Annotated in this window: 10 protein-coding genes; 2 read left to right on the top strand and 8 right to left on the bottom strand. The window is 45.6% G+C overall.

Translation table 11 applies throughout. From position 1 onward, the window contains the following. Window positions 1-13 precede the first annotated feature (13 nt). On the bottom strand, window positions 14-2,158 hold the full coding sequence (locus tag ACQY73_RS09630; protein ID WP_428664784.1) for a S9 family peptidase: 2,145 nt from the start codon (window positions 2,156-2,158) through the stop codon (window positions 14-16). Window positions 2,159-2,319: 161 nt separating this feature from the next. Continuing rightward, window positions 2,320-3,168, bottom strand: coding sequence for a DUF6973 domain-containing protein (locus ACQY73_RS09625; RefSeq protein WP_428664782.1), 849 nt, complete (start codon window positions 3,166-3,168; stop codon window positions 2,320-2,322). Between the two features lie 322 nt (window positions 3,169-3,490). On the opposite strand from ACQY73_RS09625, the gene ACQY73_RS09620 reads away from it, so the two are divergent. Beyond that, on the top strand, window positions 3,491-4,261 hold the full coding sequence (locus ACQY73_RS09620; protein WP_428664779.1) for a GntR family transcriptional regulator: 771 nt from the start codon (window positions 3,491-3,493) through the stop codon (window positions 4,259-4,261). A gap of 89 nt (window positions 4,262-4,350) precedes the next feature. Here ACQY73_RS09620 and ACQY73_RS09615 read toward each other — a convergent pair whose 3' ends face one another. From ACQY73_RS09615 to ACQY73_RS09605, 3 genes are read right to left on the bottom strand one after another with little or no spacing between them, the layout of a single operon-like run. Beyond that, window positions 4,351-5,058 (bottom strand): SGNH/GDSL hydrolase family protein, encoded by a 708-nt coding sequence (locus tag ACQY73_RS09615; RefSeq protein WP_428664777.1) that lies wholly within the window; start codon window positions 5,056-5,058, stop codon window positions 4,351-4,353. Window positions 5,059-5,104: 46 nt separating this feature from the next. After that, complete coding sequence (locus ACQY73_RS09610) at window positions 5,105-6,025, bottom strand: alpha/beta hydrolase (RefSeq protein ID WP_428664774.1); 921 nt, start codon at window positions 6,023-6,025, stop codon at window positions 5,105-5,107. A 5-nt stretch (window positions 6,026-6,030) separates the two neighbouring features. After that, a complete protein-coding gene (locus tag ACQY73_RS09605; protein ID WP_428664771.1) occupies window positions 6,031-8,817 on the bottom strand; it encodes a glycosyl hydrolase in 2,787 nt (928 codons plus the stop codon). 153 nt (window positions 8,818-8,970) lie between these two features. Between ACQY73_RS09605 and ACQY73_RS09600 the strand changes: the two genes are divergently transcribed. Beyond that, window positions 8,971-9,300 (top strand): hypothetical protein, encoded by a 330-nt coding sequence (locus ACQY73_RS09600; RefSeq protein ID WP_428664768.1) that lies wholly within the window; start codon window positions 8,971-8,973, stop codon window positions 9,298-9,300. A gap of 174 nt (window positions 9,301-9,474) precedes the next feature. Here the strand turns inward: ACQY73_RS09600 and ACQY73_RS09595 are convergent, their stop codons facing one another. The 3 genes from ACQY73_RS09595 to ACQY73_RS09585 form a co-directional block, all read right to left on the bottom strand. After that, window positions 9,475-12,006, bottom strand: a complete 2,532-nt coding sequence (locus ACQY73_RS09595) for a hypothetical protein (protein WP_428664765.1) — start codon at window positions 12,004-12,006, stop codon at window positions 9,475-9,477. A 71-nt stretch (window positions 12,007-12,077) separates the two neighbouring features. Next, window positions 12,078-13,517 (bottom strand): RagB/SusD family nutrient uptake outer membrane protein, encoded by a 1,440-nt coding sequence (locus ACQY73_RS09590; protein WP_428664762.1) that lies wholly within the window; start codon window positions 13,515-13,517, stop codon window positions 12,078-12,080. Window positions 13,518-13,529: 12 nt separating this feature from the next. Then, a complete protein-coding gene (locus ACQY73_RS09585; protein ID WP_428664759.1) occupies window positions 13,530-16,718 on the bottom strand; it encodes a SusC/RagA family TonB-linked outer membrane protein in 3,189 nt (1,062 codons plus the stop codon). Window positions 16,719-16,723 lie beyond the last annotated feature (5 nt).

Below are 16,723 nucleotides of genomic sequence, written 5' to 3'. Positions count from 1 at the left end.
GCAGGTGAAAGTGCTACTTATTCATTCCCATTCGACTCAAAATAAAAGCGTAATTCAATGCTTCATCTTTCAGGTAATCAAATCGGCCTGTGGCACCTCCGTGACCGGAGTCCATGTTGATTTTCAGCAATGTGATGTTCTGATCGGTTTTTAAAGCACGAAGTTTTGCTACCCATTTGGCCGGTTCATGGAAGCCTACCTGTGAGTCATTAAGACCGCCCGTTGCCAGAATGTTAGGGTAATTCGTTTTTTTGAGATTGTCATACGGCGAATAGGTCATAATATAGTCATAATCGTTTTTCACGTTGGGGTTGCCCCATTGTTCGTATTCCTGCGTCGTGAGCGGCAGGCTGGCATCCAACATGGTATTGATAACATCCACAAAAGGCACTTCTGCCACTACCACTTTGAACAGATCAGGACGAAGGTTGGTAACGGCTCCCATGAGCAATCCTCCCGCACTGCCTCCATTGATGGCTAAGTGAGCGGAAGAGGTGTATTTCTCCTTGATCAGGTATTCGGCGCAGGCGATAAAATCGGTAAACGTGTTCATTTTCTTTTGCAACTTACCGTCATCGTACCATTGTTCGCCCAGATCTGACCCGCCGCGTATCTGCGCAATGGCATACACAAACCCCCGATTGACCAAGCTAAAGACATTGGAATTAAAACCCGCATCGGACGAATACCCGTACGAGCCGTATGAATACAGCAAACACGGATTACTGCCGTCCAAATTCAGACCTTTTTTGTAAACGATAGCCATTGGCACTTTTACCCCATCTTTGGCCGTAGCCCAGAGGCGTTTTACTTCATACTCTTCCGGGTTAAAACCGCTTGGTACTTCCCGTTCTTTGAGTTTGATGCTTTGGCCGGTGGCCATGTCATAGTCGTAGGTAGTCGTGGGACGATTGAGCGAAGTATATGAATAACGAAACTTGGTAGCTGCAAAATCAGGTGTACCGCTTGGATAGGCCGTGTAGACCGGTTCAGGGAAATCAATGGTTTTGGCAGTGCCCGTTGCCAGTTCGCGTACCTGCATCCGGAGCAGACCGTTGATGCGTTTGGTAACAACCATGTATTTTTCAAATATGTCCACTCCTTCGATCTTTGCTTTGGGGTCATGAGGAATGATCTCTTTCCATGTGCCGCGATCCTGATAACCTTCTTTGGGCAGTTGATATACTTTTTGATTTTTGTTTTGCGGGTCCTTCCACGAAAGATAGAAATGAGCAGGGTGGTCAGAAATATTATATTCTACGTCTTTTTGGCGCGGTAAAAACACTTTAAAAGCAGCGGCAGGTTGGTTGGCCGGAATAAACCGTGTTTCAGAACTTGTAAAGCTTGAGGATGAGATAGCAATAATGGTTTTGGTTTTCGACCGGCCTACGTAGCAGTTAAACAGCTCGTCTTTTTCTTCATATACCAATTCGTCTTTACCGGTACTTCCCAGTACATGTTTGAAAATTTTGTGTGAACGCAATGCCTCATTGGGTACGGCGTAAAATACTGTTTTGTTGTCCGCCGCCCACGCCATGCTTCCGCCCATGCGGGGAATGATGTCCAAAAGGTCTTTGCCCGTTCGTAAATCTTTGAATTTGAGTTCGTACTCAGCGTAAGAACCGGTAGTATTGCTGACATACGCTACAAGGTTATTGTCATCACTGACCTCAAAACCCCCCATGATAAAAGCGGGTTTGCCTTCGGCCATTTTGTTTTCGTCAAATATGATTTCTTCTGCGGCCTCAGTACTGCCTTTTTTACGGCACTGAATACTGTACTGTTTATCTTTTTCCACCCGCGAATAGTAATAGTAGCCATTGTCAAACGCCGGTACCGATTGGTCTTCTTCTTTGATGCGCCCCTTCATTTCGTCAAAGAGCGTTTTTTGGAGAGGTTTAGTCGCCGCCATGACGGTATCGGCGTAGGCATTTTCGGCCTTGAGATAAGCGATGGTTTCGGGGTTGGTTTTGTCTTTGAGCCAGAAATAATCGTCGGTACGTTTGTAGCCGTGATTGGCAAATTTCCGGCTTTTTTTGGGGGCTACCGGCGCGGCGGGATAATCCGCTTGGGTGAGTACTTTGGTTTGTTCCGGAGTGGTTTTGCAGGCTGAAAAGGCAAGTATCAGCACCAAAGTGCCGTAAGTGATGGTTTTCATGGAAAGTTAAGGTTAAAGTTTAGAGGCAAGTTAGCAAATTTTCCTACATGATAAATTTGTCCGGTGAATCTGCCGGGAACTACTGAGATTGGTAATAGAAAAGGCAAATTGGATCAGGTATTTTGTGCTTGGAAGGGGGAACCGAGTTGCAAAAATAAGCGCTACTTATTGCCGCACCCGTCCACATAAGCCGTAAAAATACTTCCCTGTTCTGCTTTAAAGCCGGGATTCAGTAATACGTAATTTTGAGCGTCATAAGTGACGCGGGCCGAGGGAGAAAGGATGTTTTGGGCCTGAATTACAGTACTTACTTCAAATTTTACAGTGTTTGTTATCGTATGATTCAACACTAATAATACCGTGCAGGGATCAATTCGAACCAACGATTTACTGACACTCAGGAGGGAGCTGTCAGTATTTTCCAATAAATCCCAAGCCGTATTTACATCGGCGCTGTGGCCGGCCAAAATCTGATTAAGAGTTGAAGTAATTACTTTAGGCTCAATGGCTTTTAAGAAAAGGCTATCGAGCAATTGATTGATCGTCGTATAATTTTTGAAGGAACGCCCGACCAAATTATTGTGAAGGTCCATGGCCGAAGCGGCATTCTTAATCAATGCTGTACCGGAATCATCGTATTCATAGGCCGACGTAAATTGTTGAACAATGTCTACTGCCGTAGCTTCGCTGCTTCCCGCATCCTTTATTTTTTTGACCGAAAGAGCATTCCAGAGTGAATGCCGAAAGGCATTGGCACTGTTATTGTCCTGGCTCTGAGAACCCACACCAAAACGTTGATCGGTATACGTATTTGCCTCATTTGCGGCCTGATACATAAGTTGCGCTTGTGCAGGATACGTAAATCCCAACGCTTGCACACGAGGATTAATACCAAGCGGGTTGGAGATAACAAAACTTTTGCCCCTTCCAAAAGCTGTTAATTCAGTAAAGCAACAAAAATAAAAGAGCACTAAACGAAGCATTGTATTTGAATAATAATAGGTCTTCATTTTGGGAGTATTTTTTAAAATTAAGCTAATTTTCCTGTTTATTGGATTTAAAAAAAACATTCTTTTTCGGTGGGTTGATAGCTATAAAGGTATTTATTTACTTCAACTGAAAAAGAAATCTGGGAGATTTCGATCGTTTTTGGCACGATCATTTTGAAATCTGAATTTTAACCGGTTCTTTTAAATAAGACGATAAAATTATTCACGCAAAGCCGCAGTCCGTCGCTGCGGCAAAGATGTAAATGTATGATGGACAATATCTTGGCGGCTTTGCGTGATAGTTAAAATAAATGCGTAAGAGTACTTAATTATTAAAAACGGAATGATTACAGTTAAGGCAAAATTTGTCACCATTAGTGAGGAGATCATTGAGAAAATAAAATCGGGAGAACTGCTCCCGGGTGACCAAATCCCGTCCGAAAATGAGCTTATTAAGAACTATAAAATAAGTAATACAACGGCCCGAAAAGCCTTGCTCGAAATAGAGTCCAAAGGTTGGGCGCGGCGAATCAAGGGCAAAGGAACGTTTGTGCTCAATCGCACCGAAGACCATCATTTGCTGCGGACGCTCGGTTCTATTTATGCCACGCGGCGTGGTTTTCACGATAGCCTGATTGCCGAAGGTTTTACACCCAAAAATATTGTTCTTGAAAAGACGATTTTGCCGGATGGAATCTCCTCGGAAATCAACGGACGACATTTTATCATCGGTGGGCCTGTCTTAAAACTGCACCAACTTCGCTACGCCGACGATTTGCTCATTAAAGACGAGGTCAAATATATTTCGTTGACCTTATGCCCTAAGATCAATAAAATTCCTACCGAGGTTTCGTATTTCAAAGTATATGAAGATATATATCACTTGAAAATCAGTGAAGTACAACAAACTTTGGGCGTGGCAATTTTGGAGCCCAACACGACCAATTTTGAATCAAACAAGCCTATTCCTGCCTTTGTATTGGATAGCGCAGTGGTGTGTTCGGGCGATACAGTAGTGGAAATTGAACAGTCGTATTACCACGGCGACAAATACAAATTTGCCGTCATTGCCAGTCCTGAATACAGTTACAAATCCGGAAATGTTGCAAACTGATTGATGGAACGCTGATTTTGTATGATTTTTATGATAAGATTATGTTTACTTATTTCATCATAACAATCATAATAATCTGCGTTCTAAGATTATGGCTTAAACCATTTAAGCAGTTCATTCACAATCAATTCGTGTCCTTTTTTGTTCGGGTGATTGACGTGTGACATGTAGTTTGTTAACTCCCCGCGAGCGGCTACTTTTTTGAATTGTTCATACGGGTCCGCCAAACCGATACGGTATTTTTCTGCCAATTGCTTGATCTGTTGTACATGCGCTTCCAACGGGTTGCCGGGGGCTAAGATATCCAATCGCTGATCAGGGGAGGGTGTCAGCAAAATGACTTTTATATTTTGCGCTAAGGCCGATTGAATCATTTTTTCCCACGCTTCTTTTACAGCATTACTATCAGAGAAACGATCATTGAGGGCATAGTCGATGAATAAAACATCGGGTTTGTGATTTAAAACTTCGCTTTCAAAACGCTTTTGCCCTTTTAATGAATTTTCTCCGCCAATAGCCGTTACAATGACATTGATAACAGCGTATGGATATTGTTCTTTTAATTTCCCCAAAGTCAAATAGGGATACGATTCCAACGTATGCACCTCATGGTCATGCCAAAATCCCGCCGGCACTGAATGTCCGTGAAAAACCAGATTGATGGTGCGGTTTTTAGGCCATTGTGTCACCAGTTCCTTTTTGATTTCTGATAAATACGTGGCTGAATCGGCGATGGATTGGGCGTTGAGAAAAGCCGGGAACAGCAGTGAAAGAAGTAGAAAACGTTTATAGTTCATCCTATTTATTTTTTGAACAACTTTTGGGAATTTACCTCGGAAGTTGTTATTTGGAACCCAATAAGTATTTTTCAAACCAATCGGCCAGTAAATTCAGATCGCTTTCCCACGTTTCGGGCCAACCGTGTTCTCCGCCCTGATGAATAATCAATTGAGCGGGAACCCCCTGTTCTTTTACCCGAGCAATAAACCGCTGCGATTGTTCCAAAGGTACGATCGTATCCTGTGTTCCGTGCAAGAGAAGGATAGGCGGCATCTGTTTGGAAATTGCATAAATGGGCGATAATTCCTGCATGACTTTTCGTTTTTCTTCCCGCGTTTTAGTATCGACCGCAAAGGCAGGATGGTAGCGTTTGAGGTGCTCCTGTTCCACAAATAAAAGTTCCGGTGAACCATAATTGACCAGATCGGTAGGAGGGAAGAAGCACGCAACGGCCTGAACCTGACTCGAAACTTGGTCAACGGGGTCGTTGGAGATGGTTGAGAGTGAAAGCTTTCCCAGACCGGTACCGATAGAAAGTGATAAATGCCCACCCGAACTCATGCCGGAAACGCCCAACCGATTTGGGTCAACACCATAGTCTGTGGCATGATAACGAACAAACCGAACAGCGCGGTGAACATCCTGAATCACTTCATTGATCAAAAATTTAGGAACAGAACCATGAATGATCAAAAAAACGGTTTGGCCTCTGTCGGTAAAATACTTAAAATGACGAAGCCTTTTTTCGATCATACTGTGGTCGGAGCGCCAACCGCCGCTTAATAGATAGACCACACCGATGCCATTGGGGCGGGCGGGTTTGAGTACATCCATGGTAAGTGCCATTCCGGATTTGTACCCATAAATCACATCTCGAATTCGGGTAGCGCCCTCAATTTTGGATTCTTGGACGAGAATTGGCGCTTGTCCGAATGAAATGCAACCTATCAGCGCCAAAAAGAAAACGAAGATACAATGTTTCATAATTGTCAGCGAATGGTTTTAATGACCTGTATCGTTACAGGGCCAAGGAGTCCTGATTCTTTCAGAGGCAATTGTTCCCAGGGAACAAGGTTTTTATTGGCTTTAGTAATGTTGGTTTTGGTATACTTTTCACCCGTAATCCCATCACCCGTCAGGCGATTGGACCAGGTATTTGCTACTTCTATTTTTAAGGTATTTGAGCCCGACTTCACAACGTCGGTAATATCAACCCGATACGGCGGCGTCCAGACAATTCCTGCTGATTTACCATTCAACCATACTTCTCCTACTTCGGCTACTTTGCCCAGATCAAGGTAAATTCTTGAAGAGGAAGAAGGCGTATTATTAAATTGAAATGTTTGTTGATAGACCGCCGTTCCTGAAAAATAACAAACGCCGGGCTGTTTTGCTTTGCTCCATGAAATCAGTTGGGGAAAAGTGACTGATTCGGGAGCGGCCCAACCTTTGGGAAAAGAAAGTTTCCAAGGGCCATTTAGCGCCTGAACAATCGTTTTATTGTCTATTTGGGTCTTATCAACTCCTTTTTCTGCTTCAAACTTTCCTTCTTCCCATAAGTAAAAACCGCCGGAAGTATACTCCAAACGGGGAGTTGTTGAAGTGGCAGAAGTCAAATGATTGAAATGGGGCTTTGCTGCTGATGTAGAAAATACGACGAAATATGACCCGTAAGGCGGCAACGAAATCGGCAACTTGATTTGATTGTTTACCTGTTCATAAACAGTAATGGGGGCGCTATTCCCAGAAACCGGGTCCCAAATTTCAGGTATTTTTTCGGATTGCCGAAAGGCGCAAACATGGGAAACCCATTGGTCTGTAGTGTTTCTGACCAGATAGAAATCAAGCCCGTTTTTAGCGTAATGGATGTAGTCCAGTTCTCCTTTTTGTTGATTGGCATAACTGAAATCGGGCGGAATGGCCAACTTTTCCCTAACATTCATTCCCGTAATAATGCCGCCTTGTTTCTGTAATTTTTTTAATTTCAACATGGCTTCAGGATTGAGTTTTTCACCTTTACCGAGACTCAGCACTTTAAATCTTCCTACCTGTGGCAGCACCCATTCTCCGTTTTCTACGGTGAGGTCTTTCAATAAGACTTCGGTATTAATTATCTCATAATCAAAACCTTCACCAACTTTGAAGGTGGAGTTTTTGGGAGGGACCAGATTGGGAATGGCGTCGCCGTAATAATAGAGTACGTCAGCCATAAAGTCGGCCTTTTGGAGAATGTACGAAATACGGCTCAGATAATCATTAAAAGGCTTTATTTTGGGCCACCAAGCCTGTCGGTCATTGTAATGGGTCCCTGCAAAATAGGCAATGCCCGGGTAGCCCATGCCCGTTGGATTGTGTGTAAAACCGTGAATGACCAAACGATTCATTCCTTCGCAAAATGCGCGGTCGGCCAAAGGTTTTAAATTGGCCGGGCCTTCCTGCCAATCCCAATAACTCGTAAAGGCTTCTTCTTCCACAATGCCGCGTTTGTAGATGTGCGAAGCCGCCGCAATTTCTTTTACCAAATAAAGCAGATCAACGATGCTGTCTTTGTCAAAAAACGTGCGATTGTACCAAAACTCCCCCCGAGGCACGTCCAATGAGCCCAATGCTTTAAGGGTTTCAACGGGAATGTGGTGCAGATGCCCCGGCCCGCCGGCTTCGGAAATGATCTTCAGTCCATGATGATTACAGATTTCTTTGGCTTTTCGGTAATGGTTATTGATCATCAATTCTGACAATGTATGGTCAAAATCAAATTGAAATGGATTGACTGCCGTTGAAGAATACCATTCTTTGTTGAAAATGGCGGGCAAAAATTTATACAGATCATACCCATTCAACTTCTTAAAGGCAGCGGGCAGGGTAGGAGTCCATGTAAACTCTTTGGCTTCGTAACTGGCTAAGTACAGGTTTTTTAAAGCACTTTTGCTGAAATCTCCCAACAACGGTTTGAGGCGGTCAATAAAATACATTACGTGCATTTGCGTGGCCGAGGAATCAAAATGGTCAATGATCGGCCCGACCGAACGCGGCGTGGGTCGGATGAGTTGCTCACCCGAATTGGAGCAGATGTATCGGTAAATTTCCCAATTTCCTTTGGGAGCGTCCCAGGTAAGTTGCTCTTTTTTAGGGTCAAAAAAGGCAGTCACGTTAATGATTTGCGTGGTGTCTAAGCCGGTCTTTACGCCGGCAGGCAATGCCAAAACCGCTACCTCTTCATAATACGCCGGCTTGCCGTCAGCACCGTAAACAATAGGGCGTGGTTTGCCTTGTTTATCGGGGGTAATGGTGGGAAATGGCAACTTTACGGACTGTTTTGCATCGCCCGTAACGGCGATTTTGGAAAAGTACAGCGTTTTTGCGGAATGCTTGGGCGTTACCCATGTGCCGCCGGCATTCCAACTGCTGGCTAAATTGAGTCCCACTTCCAGACCTAATTTTCCTGCTTCATCAATCGCAAATTTGATGGCTTTCAATGACGAATCGCCCATAAAGGCGGGGCCGGAAGGGATAATTTGATTCGGGTCGCTGGCAGGTGGCAGACCTATTTCAAAAATATCCACGCCGCCCAACCCTGCGTTTTTGATGGCTACTAATTCTTCCTTCATCCGAACCGGATCGGTATAACCATTCAGCCACCACCAATACACTTTGGGGCGCGCTTCATTGGGTGGGTTTTTGAAATTTTTCAGCAACAAAGGCTTCGTTAATGCATTGTTTTGCGCATAACTCGTTATAAAACATATTGATAGCAGGAAAATTGATGTATTTTTCATTGGTTACAATTCAGTAAATTGTTTGATTTTGAGGCTACAAATGTTGCGCTTCTCCGAAGCTGAATTATGTGTGGGAGTATTTTTTGATTTTCTACAAATGTTGCGCTTCTCCGAAGCTGAATTATGTGTGGGGTATTTTTTGATTTTCTACAAATGTTGCGCTTCTCCGAAGCTGAATTATGTGTGGGGGTATTTTTTGATTTTCTACAAAGGTCGTGCTTCTCCGAAGCTGAATTATGTGTGGGGTATTTTTTGATTTTCTACAAATGTTGCGCTTCTCCGAAGCTGAATTATGTGTGGGGGTATTTTTTGATTTCCTACAAAGGTCGTGCTTCTCCGAAGCTGAATTATGTGTGGGGGTATTTTTTGATTTTCTACAAAGGTCGTGCTTCTCCGAAGCTGAATTATGTGTGGGGGTATTTTTTGATTTTCTACAAATGTTGCGCTTCTCCGAAGCTGAATTATGTGTGGGGTATTTTTTGATTTTCTACAAATGTTGCGCTTCTCCGAAGCATAGGTTTTCAGCTTCGGAGAAGCATGACCTTTGTAGAATAAGAAAATCGGAATCTCCAAATTCAGCTTCGGAGAAGCGCAACGTTTGTAGAAAATGGACGAATATCGTCCCAACGACCTCGGCGAGGCCAAATCGCACTACATTTACCAAAACGTAACCAATTCACCGCTTACGTTTTCAACCACAAAATGTTTCCCGTATTTTTTATCCCCCAATTTGAACGCCGTTCGGCCGCTTTTCCACGGGTAGCGCGTATTCAAATACACGTTTAGATCCGCTTCCTGCACATTGTCGTCGGGGTAAATGCGAACGGTGGCGTTTTTGAGTCCGGTGAGTCGGAGGCAGCGTTTCATGTGTTTTACACCCGATGTCATTTCCTGACAGGAGACAATACCGTCATTTTGTTCGAGGAAAATACGGCTTTCGCGGTGCCATGCTTTGGGCATTGAGTATACCGAAAATCCATCGCGAAGCTCGGTTTCATAACCCGTCAGGATGGGTATGCCCTGCGGCATTTTGAAGCGATGAGTAATGGTGGTATTGGGACAATAACCCGAAAAGAAAAAGCCGTTGCTGCTTCGTGCAATGGTCAAAACGGGATTTTTTACCGACGGATTTCGTTTATCAATGCGATAATCAACTCCAAACTCTTTGAGAACGTAGCGCAACAATAAAGGGCCGGTGAATAATTCCTCAGGGTCATCGGGCGTGAGAAGTTTCCCTCCCGTAAATTTGCTTGAATTAGTGCCGCGCACGTAAGCTATTTTCCCGCCTTGCCAATCCGATTTATTACGAACCCAAACCACGGCCCGTTCATTCACACCCTGTGTCATTTTGGCTAATACTTTGGTAGAAGCATCGGTGATATTTTTGACTTGCGTCCGAACGCCGCCACCCGAAAACAGAGCGCTGTGGATGATTTTATCAGGATATTTTTTATCCAAAACGTCGGTTGTAATGCTGGAGTTTACCTGAAATTCTCCTTCCAATGGAGTTTCATTTTGCAGATTTAACAAGTTAAGAAAATCAGGGCTAGCATGATCGGCAGGGCCGTAAACGAGCAATTTGCCGCCTTTTTGCACAAAATTGATGAGCTGTTTTTCAAACGATGAGCCTGCCTCCGGGACGATACTCACCAGAATGGATTCGTTGAAGTAGTCTGATCTTGAGGCAATTACTTTTTGAAATGATTGAGTGGAAATAATGGTGTTGAGCGGAAAGCCGTTGTTGATCGCTTGGCGAATGAGCCAATCGCCGTAATAAATCTCCGAAATGCGTTGGGGTTGCGTGTACGCCCAACGATGGTATTCTTCAAAAGGATAGACCCAAACCAACGGCCCCGGCGCTGTTGGGGCTTCGTAACGCGCTTTCAGAATGTGGGGCGTTACTTCATCGGGGACCTGCGTGGGCAATTCGCCGTAAGAGTTGTCAATGGTCAGGAAATTTAAGTGCGTTGGAAGCCGCACTTCGCCTTTGGCATTGATACGCGCCACCGACATGGGCAGATAAATATCATGCGGCTCACTGCCATAGCGGTCGAGCCACGGACTGTTGACCCACCACGGGTCGTGGGTGTAATAGCGGAACAGATAACGCTCATCGGGTAGCTCGGCCATGCGTGACATATACCCGACCATTTCCAACCCAAAATCGCCATCCAACGCCGCCCAAGGCGAATTGGGGGGGGGGAGCATATTGTATTTTCCTCCGTAAATCTGCTGTAAATCAACGCCGTCGCGGGCCAGATCTGCCCCCGTTGAGAGGTTTGTACCACGCGTTTGAATCTGAAATTGAGGGCATTCTTTGCGGAAAAGATTCCAGAAATTGGTGATCTTCGCTTTGATGTCGGGCAATTTTTCGGGTTGAAATGCTTTGCCCGTAAAGGATGCACCTGTAGATGACCACCCTTCAACCCCAAAGCCAAAACCGTTACTTAACCAAATATAATCGTATCCCAAATCAGTTAAAAAATGCTGACTTTGTCGACCTAAAAACGTACCAAAAGGCGTGTCGGCGGGGATGCCTTTGGGAAATCCTGCGTAGGCGTCTTTGTCGGCGTTGAGCGTGGCGTAACAGCTCACCATGGTTTTGTGACCCATGGCATTTCCACCCAAAATCTCGGGATGTTTTTTATACTTGAATTCCGATTTGGCAAACTCCGGGCCGGGGTCAAACGTGGCACCGATGCGAATGGGTTTTCCCGTGATTCGTTTCCCGGATTCCTTTAAGGTTTGGATGATAAATTTCAAATCACCGTACGTGAATTTGGGCGGATTTTCCATGTACAAATACGCTCGTTCGTGCAAAGACAGTTCTTTTGGTCCTGATCCTACTTCGTGTTCGGTATTGGGATTGCCGATATAACGCGCCCATTCCAAGGGTTGGGTCAAGTTGCCTTTGTAATCCAGAATTTCCGAGCCATCGGACGTCCACAGCATGACCGAAACCGTATCGGTATGCCGCAAAAGCGCGTGCCATTGCGTAAATATCTCATTGGCAACGTCTTGGATATATGCTTTGTCGTTTTTCTTAAACGGTTTGAGCGACAGTTCCAACGTAATGTTATTAAACGATTTACCCTTCAAGGTAGAGTTGTCCAAGTTGGGGGTATCGGTGGTAAGACCCAACAGGACAAAACTCAGCAAGCAGGAAAGCAGGAAAACGGACAAACGCATGGAGATAAAGGTTTAAGTGTGGTTAAAAGACTTGGAAAGTTTTTGAAACTTTCCAAGTCTAATCTTATTATCTAATAACCCGTATTCTGTTTCACGACCGACGGATTCAAATCCACTTCGTTTTGCGGAATCGGGAAAATGAGCTCAAAATCATCCACTTTAAACGAAAGTTTCAAACTCTCATAATGTGCATTCAGTACCGCCTGTGCCCGTCCCGTACGAACCAGATCAAACCAACGATGGCCTTCGTACAGAAATTCGACGCGGCGTTCTTTTTCGATGGCCGTTCGTAAAGCTGCCTGACTCAGTCCGGCTAAATCGGTCAATTTCGAGCGAGTACGAACCATGTTAATATAAGGAAGTGCTTCAGCCGTTTTACCTTGCTCAGTTAATGCTTCGGCGTACATTAAAAGTACATCTGCATAGCGTAACGGCATAAAAGTGATACTGCCGTCGGAGAGGTCGATGGCTTTAAAATCCACGAATTTTAATCCATAGCGGCTGTACGATTTCTTCCCTCCGATTAGCAACACCGAGTCACTGACCGACAGCGCTCTGCGTACATCGCCCGCTTCGTAAGCTTTGGCCAGATCCAAGGTAGGTACGATGCGCCCGGAGCCTTGCAGGTTATTGGTAAAAATCGCCATGCTGGTAATGGCGGGCGTAAACAACGATGAATAATTATTTCCCATGCTTCGCCCCGAGACGTATTCTATCTCAAAAATGGACTCTGCCAAATTGTTATTGCCGTTAGTAAACAGCGTTTTATAATCGGCCGCTAAACTGTACGATTTGGCATCGATCACTTCTTTCAATTTTGTGGTGGCCAGATCGTAACTCTTTAACGTAAGGTGTACTTTCCCCAACAAGGCTTTTACCGTTAGGCGAGAGGCTTTGGTTTTGTCGGTGTTGAGGGTGGCGGGCAACAGCGTTTCGGCTTCGGCCAAATCCGCTAAAATCACTTTGTATGCTTCCTCTTTAGGCTTCAGCGCCATGTCGGCCGAGGCCACTTGTTCCGGGCTGCTGAAGGTTTGAGTCACAATCGGAACGTTGCCGTACAATCGTACCAAGTAAAAATAACTGTAAGCCCGCAAAAATTTGGCTTCGCCCTTGATGCGGTCTTTAACGGTTTGGTCAAAAGTGGCCGCGTCGATGCGGTTAATGATACCGTTGCTTTGCGAAATGGTATATAAACAGGAGTTCCACACCGAGCGCACAAACCCATTGGTGGACGTTACCGCGTTTTGGTCCATCTGCATCTCATCAGTAGACGGCGACGACCACTGAATTTCGGTGTTGTCAGTCGCCAATTCAGTCATGTACAGCACCGCACTTGAGCTGAACAAACCGCGAAAAGTGCTGTAAACGCCCGTCAGAGCGGTTTCAAAGTCATTTTGGTTTTTGAAAAATGTTTGGTCACTGATTTGATACTCAGGACTTAGGGATAAAAAATCCTTGCAGGAAGTGGCCGTCACTATAAATAGGAGCAGGACAATTAATTGCTTTTTCATAGTTGTTGTCGGTTAAAAAGTTACTCGTAGTCCAACGGTGTACGTACGCGGATTGGGATACGCAAAAAAGTCAATTCCGCTGCGGGCAATGTTGTCGCCCGTAGTGCTTCCTTCGGGGTCGTAGCCCGGGTATTTGGTGAAGGTGTAGAGGTTAGTTACGTCGGCATAGACCGAAAGCGCCTGCATTTTCAGCTTATTGACCACCGTTTGCGGGAAGGCGTACGAAAGATTGACGTTACGAATGCGAACGTAAGAGCCATCGAACAGAAATTTGGTGGTACCCGCACTGAATCCAAAGGCGTAATCATTGCGAATAGCCCGCGAATATAACCCTGCGCCCGGGCTGGTTTCGGAACGCCAACGGTCTGCCATCGTGGCTAATTGATTCTGCACGCCGGCACCGTTGAGCGATACTTCGCCGCCTTGGAAATAAATCTCATTCCCCTGTGAACCGTTGATACTGATGTTCAATCTCAGACTTTTGTACGAAAACTGGTTGCCCATTCCCCACGTAAAATCAGGCCACGGACTGCCGACAATCGTTTTATCGGCGCTTGTAATGGTGCCGTTCCCATCGGCGTCTTGGTAGCGATAATCGCCCGGTTGTACTTTGGGGTGTTGCTTTGGATTATTGTTTACTTCTTCCTGCGTTTTAAAAACGCCCAGAATGTTCAACAACCGGAAACTGGAAATAGGATAGCCCACTTGCGCCACTTGGTAATCAGACGTGACCAATCGGGCCGTTTCAGAATTGAGGGCTAGGACTTTGTTGCGGTTCCAACTGATGTTGAAATCGGTATTCCATTGGAACGCGCCTTTGGCAATGTTTTGCGAATTAATGGTTAACTCCAAACCTTTGTTTTCTACTTCGCCGATGTTTTGAAGTGAACTGCTGAAACCCGAAGCCGCAGGGAGAATGACGTTCAAGAGCAGGTTTTTCTTGTGCGCCCGATAGGCATCAAACGTGAAGGAAAGTCGATTTTGGAATAACGAAAGGTCTAAGCCCAAATTGGTTTGTACGGATTGTTCCCACGTCAGCACGTCGTTGGCCAAACTGTTGGGAACCACGCCCGAGACGACTTGCCCGTTGGATACATTTCGGGAAATGCCCAATAAACCCTGGCTGGCGTAATTGGAAATAAGGTTATTTCCCGAGATACCATAACTCGCGCGAAGTTTCAAGTCACTTATAAAAGGCACGCTTCGCATAAATGCTTCGTCAGACAATCGGTAAGCGGCTGAAAAAGAGGGGAACATACCCCAACGATTCTTCGCGCCAAACCGCGAACTGCCATCCTGACGAATGGTTCCGGTAAATAAATACTTTCCTGCCAATGTATAATTAACGCGTGCCAACCACGAAAGCATGGCCCACTCACTTTTGTAATTGGTGCCCGAAGTGACCGCACCCGCCGCGATGTAATGCACATCATCCGTCGGGAAATCGGAAGCGCCGGCCTGTAATACTTCATCGGTATTTTTTTGCGCTGTGAAACCTACCAACACATCCAGATCATGACGTTCGCCGAATTTATGGCGGTAATTCAACGTGTTTTCATTCAGCCAGTTAAGGCTTTTTATTTCGAATGCTCCCGCCGTAGCGGCCCCTGTGCGACTGGTGGCTAATCCTACTTTCGACGATTTCCACAAACGCGTAACATTATTGGAATAATTGACTCCAACAGACGATTTGAAGACCAATCCGGGAGCGAGTTCGTACTGTAAATAGTTGTTGGTGAAAACGTTGGTATTGTTTCGTTTGTCCGAAAACTCCGCTGCAATGATCAGCGGATGCTCGACGGGAATCCCCGTTGGACTGGAAAATTCTGAATAAGGATTGCCGCTTGCGTCGTAAAGAGGAATAGTTGGGTCGCTGGCCAAAGCGGCAGAAATCAAGCCCCGATACTGTAAATGGCCTTCGGCACGTGCAAAATCACCGTAGGAATGGGCACCCGAAAAAGAAGCTCCGATCTTCAGCTTGTCGGTCAATTGGGCATCAATGTTGGTACGTAGGGTAAATTTCTTGAAATTGGACCCGATGATGATTCCTTTTTGGTCAAAGAATCCACCTGAAACATAGTAGTTCACGTCTTTGCTCGTGCCGCTGGTGGAGAGTTGGTAGTTTTGAACCAATCCTTGTTGAAAAATAACATCCTGCCAGTCGGTGCCGCTTTGATTGGCGTATTGCGTCGGATTACGGAATTCGGGTTTAACCTGTGTCGCGGTGCTTCTTACGCTGTTGGGGTCGGAGGCTTTCCCGCCCGCAAAAACCCACGCATTGTCGCGGCCTTCGGCTACAAACTCGGCATATTCCTGAGGCGACAATAAGTCAAGCTTTTTTGCCAATTGCTGAATTCCGGTGGAATGTTCAAAACTGATCGTTGGTTTGCCTATTTTCCCGCGTTTGGTCGTGATAATGACAACGCCGTTGGCGCCGCGTGAACCGTAGATGGCGGTGGCAGAAGCATCCTTCAACACCTGAATCGACTCAATATCAGAGGGATTGATGGTACTCAACGGGTTGATACGATTCGTAGAACTGCTGCTTGATATTCCGCTTGCCGTGTAAGAGCTTGAGCTGAAGGTACTCAAGTCAGAGCCGCCGCCACCCGTTCCGATGGCGTAACCATCGACAACGTACAAGGGAGAATTGCCGCCCGTGATGGAGCTGATACCGCGAATCACCACGTTAACGTTACCGCCCGGCGCACCGGAAGTTTGGGTGATCTGCACCCCGGCCACTTTGCCCTGCATCATTTGGTCTACGCTTGTTGCTGACGGAACAGGCACTAAGTCTTTGTTGGACAGATTGACTATTGAACCCGTCAGGTCTTTTTTGCGCTGCGTTCCATAACCCACCACCACCACATCCTGCAACTGTTGTTGGTTGGTTTTTAGAATGACATTGATGACCGAGCGATTATTGACCGGAATTTCCTGAAGGGTATAACCGATAAAACTCACTACGATTGTTGCATTTCCTGCCACGTTCAACTTGAAATTTCCGTTGGCATCGGCGGTTGTACCGTTGTTGGTTCCTTTTTCGGTAATGGTTGCTCCAACCAAAGCACCTCCATCTTCGGCGGCGGTGACTTTGCCGCTGACCGTTGATTGAGCGAATGCAACATTAGTTAAAACCCAAAGACTCAGCATGCAGCCTATGACCAATAGGCGCAATTGGTTAAATAAATAACTTTTCATGATGT

The sequence above is a fragment of the Runella sp. genome, assembly GCF_965279615.1.
Taxonomy (GTDB): domain Bacteria; phylum Bacteroidota; class Bacteroidia; order Cytophagales; family Spirosomataceae; genus Runella.
This window is presented reverse-complemented; position numbering and strand designations above follow the sequence as displayed.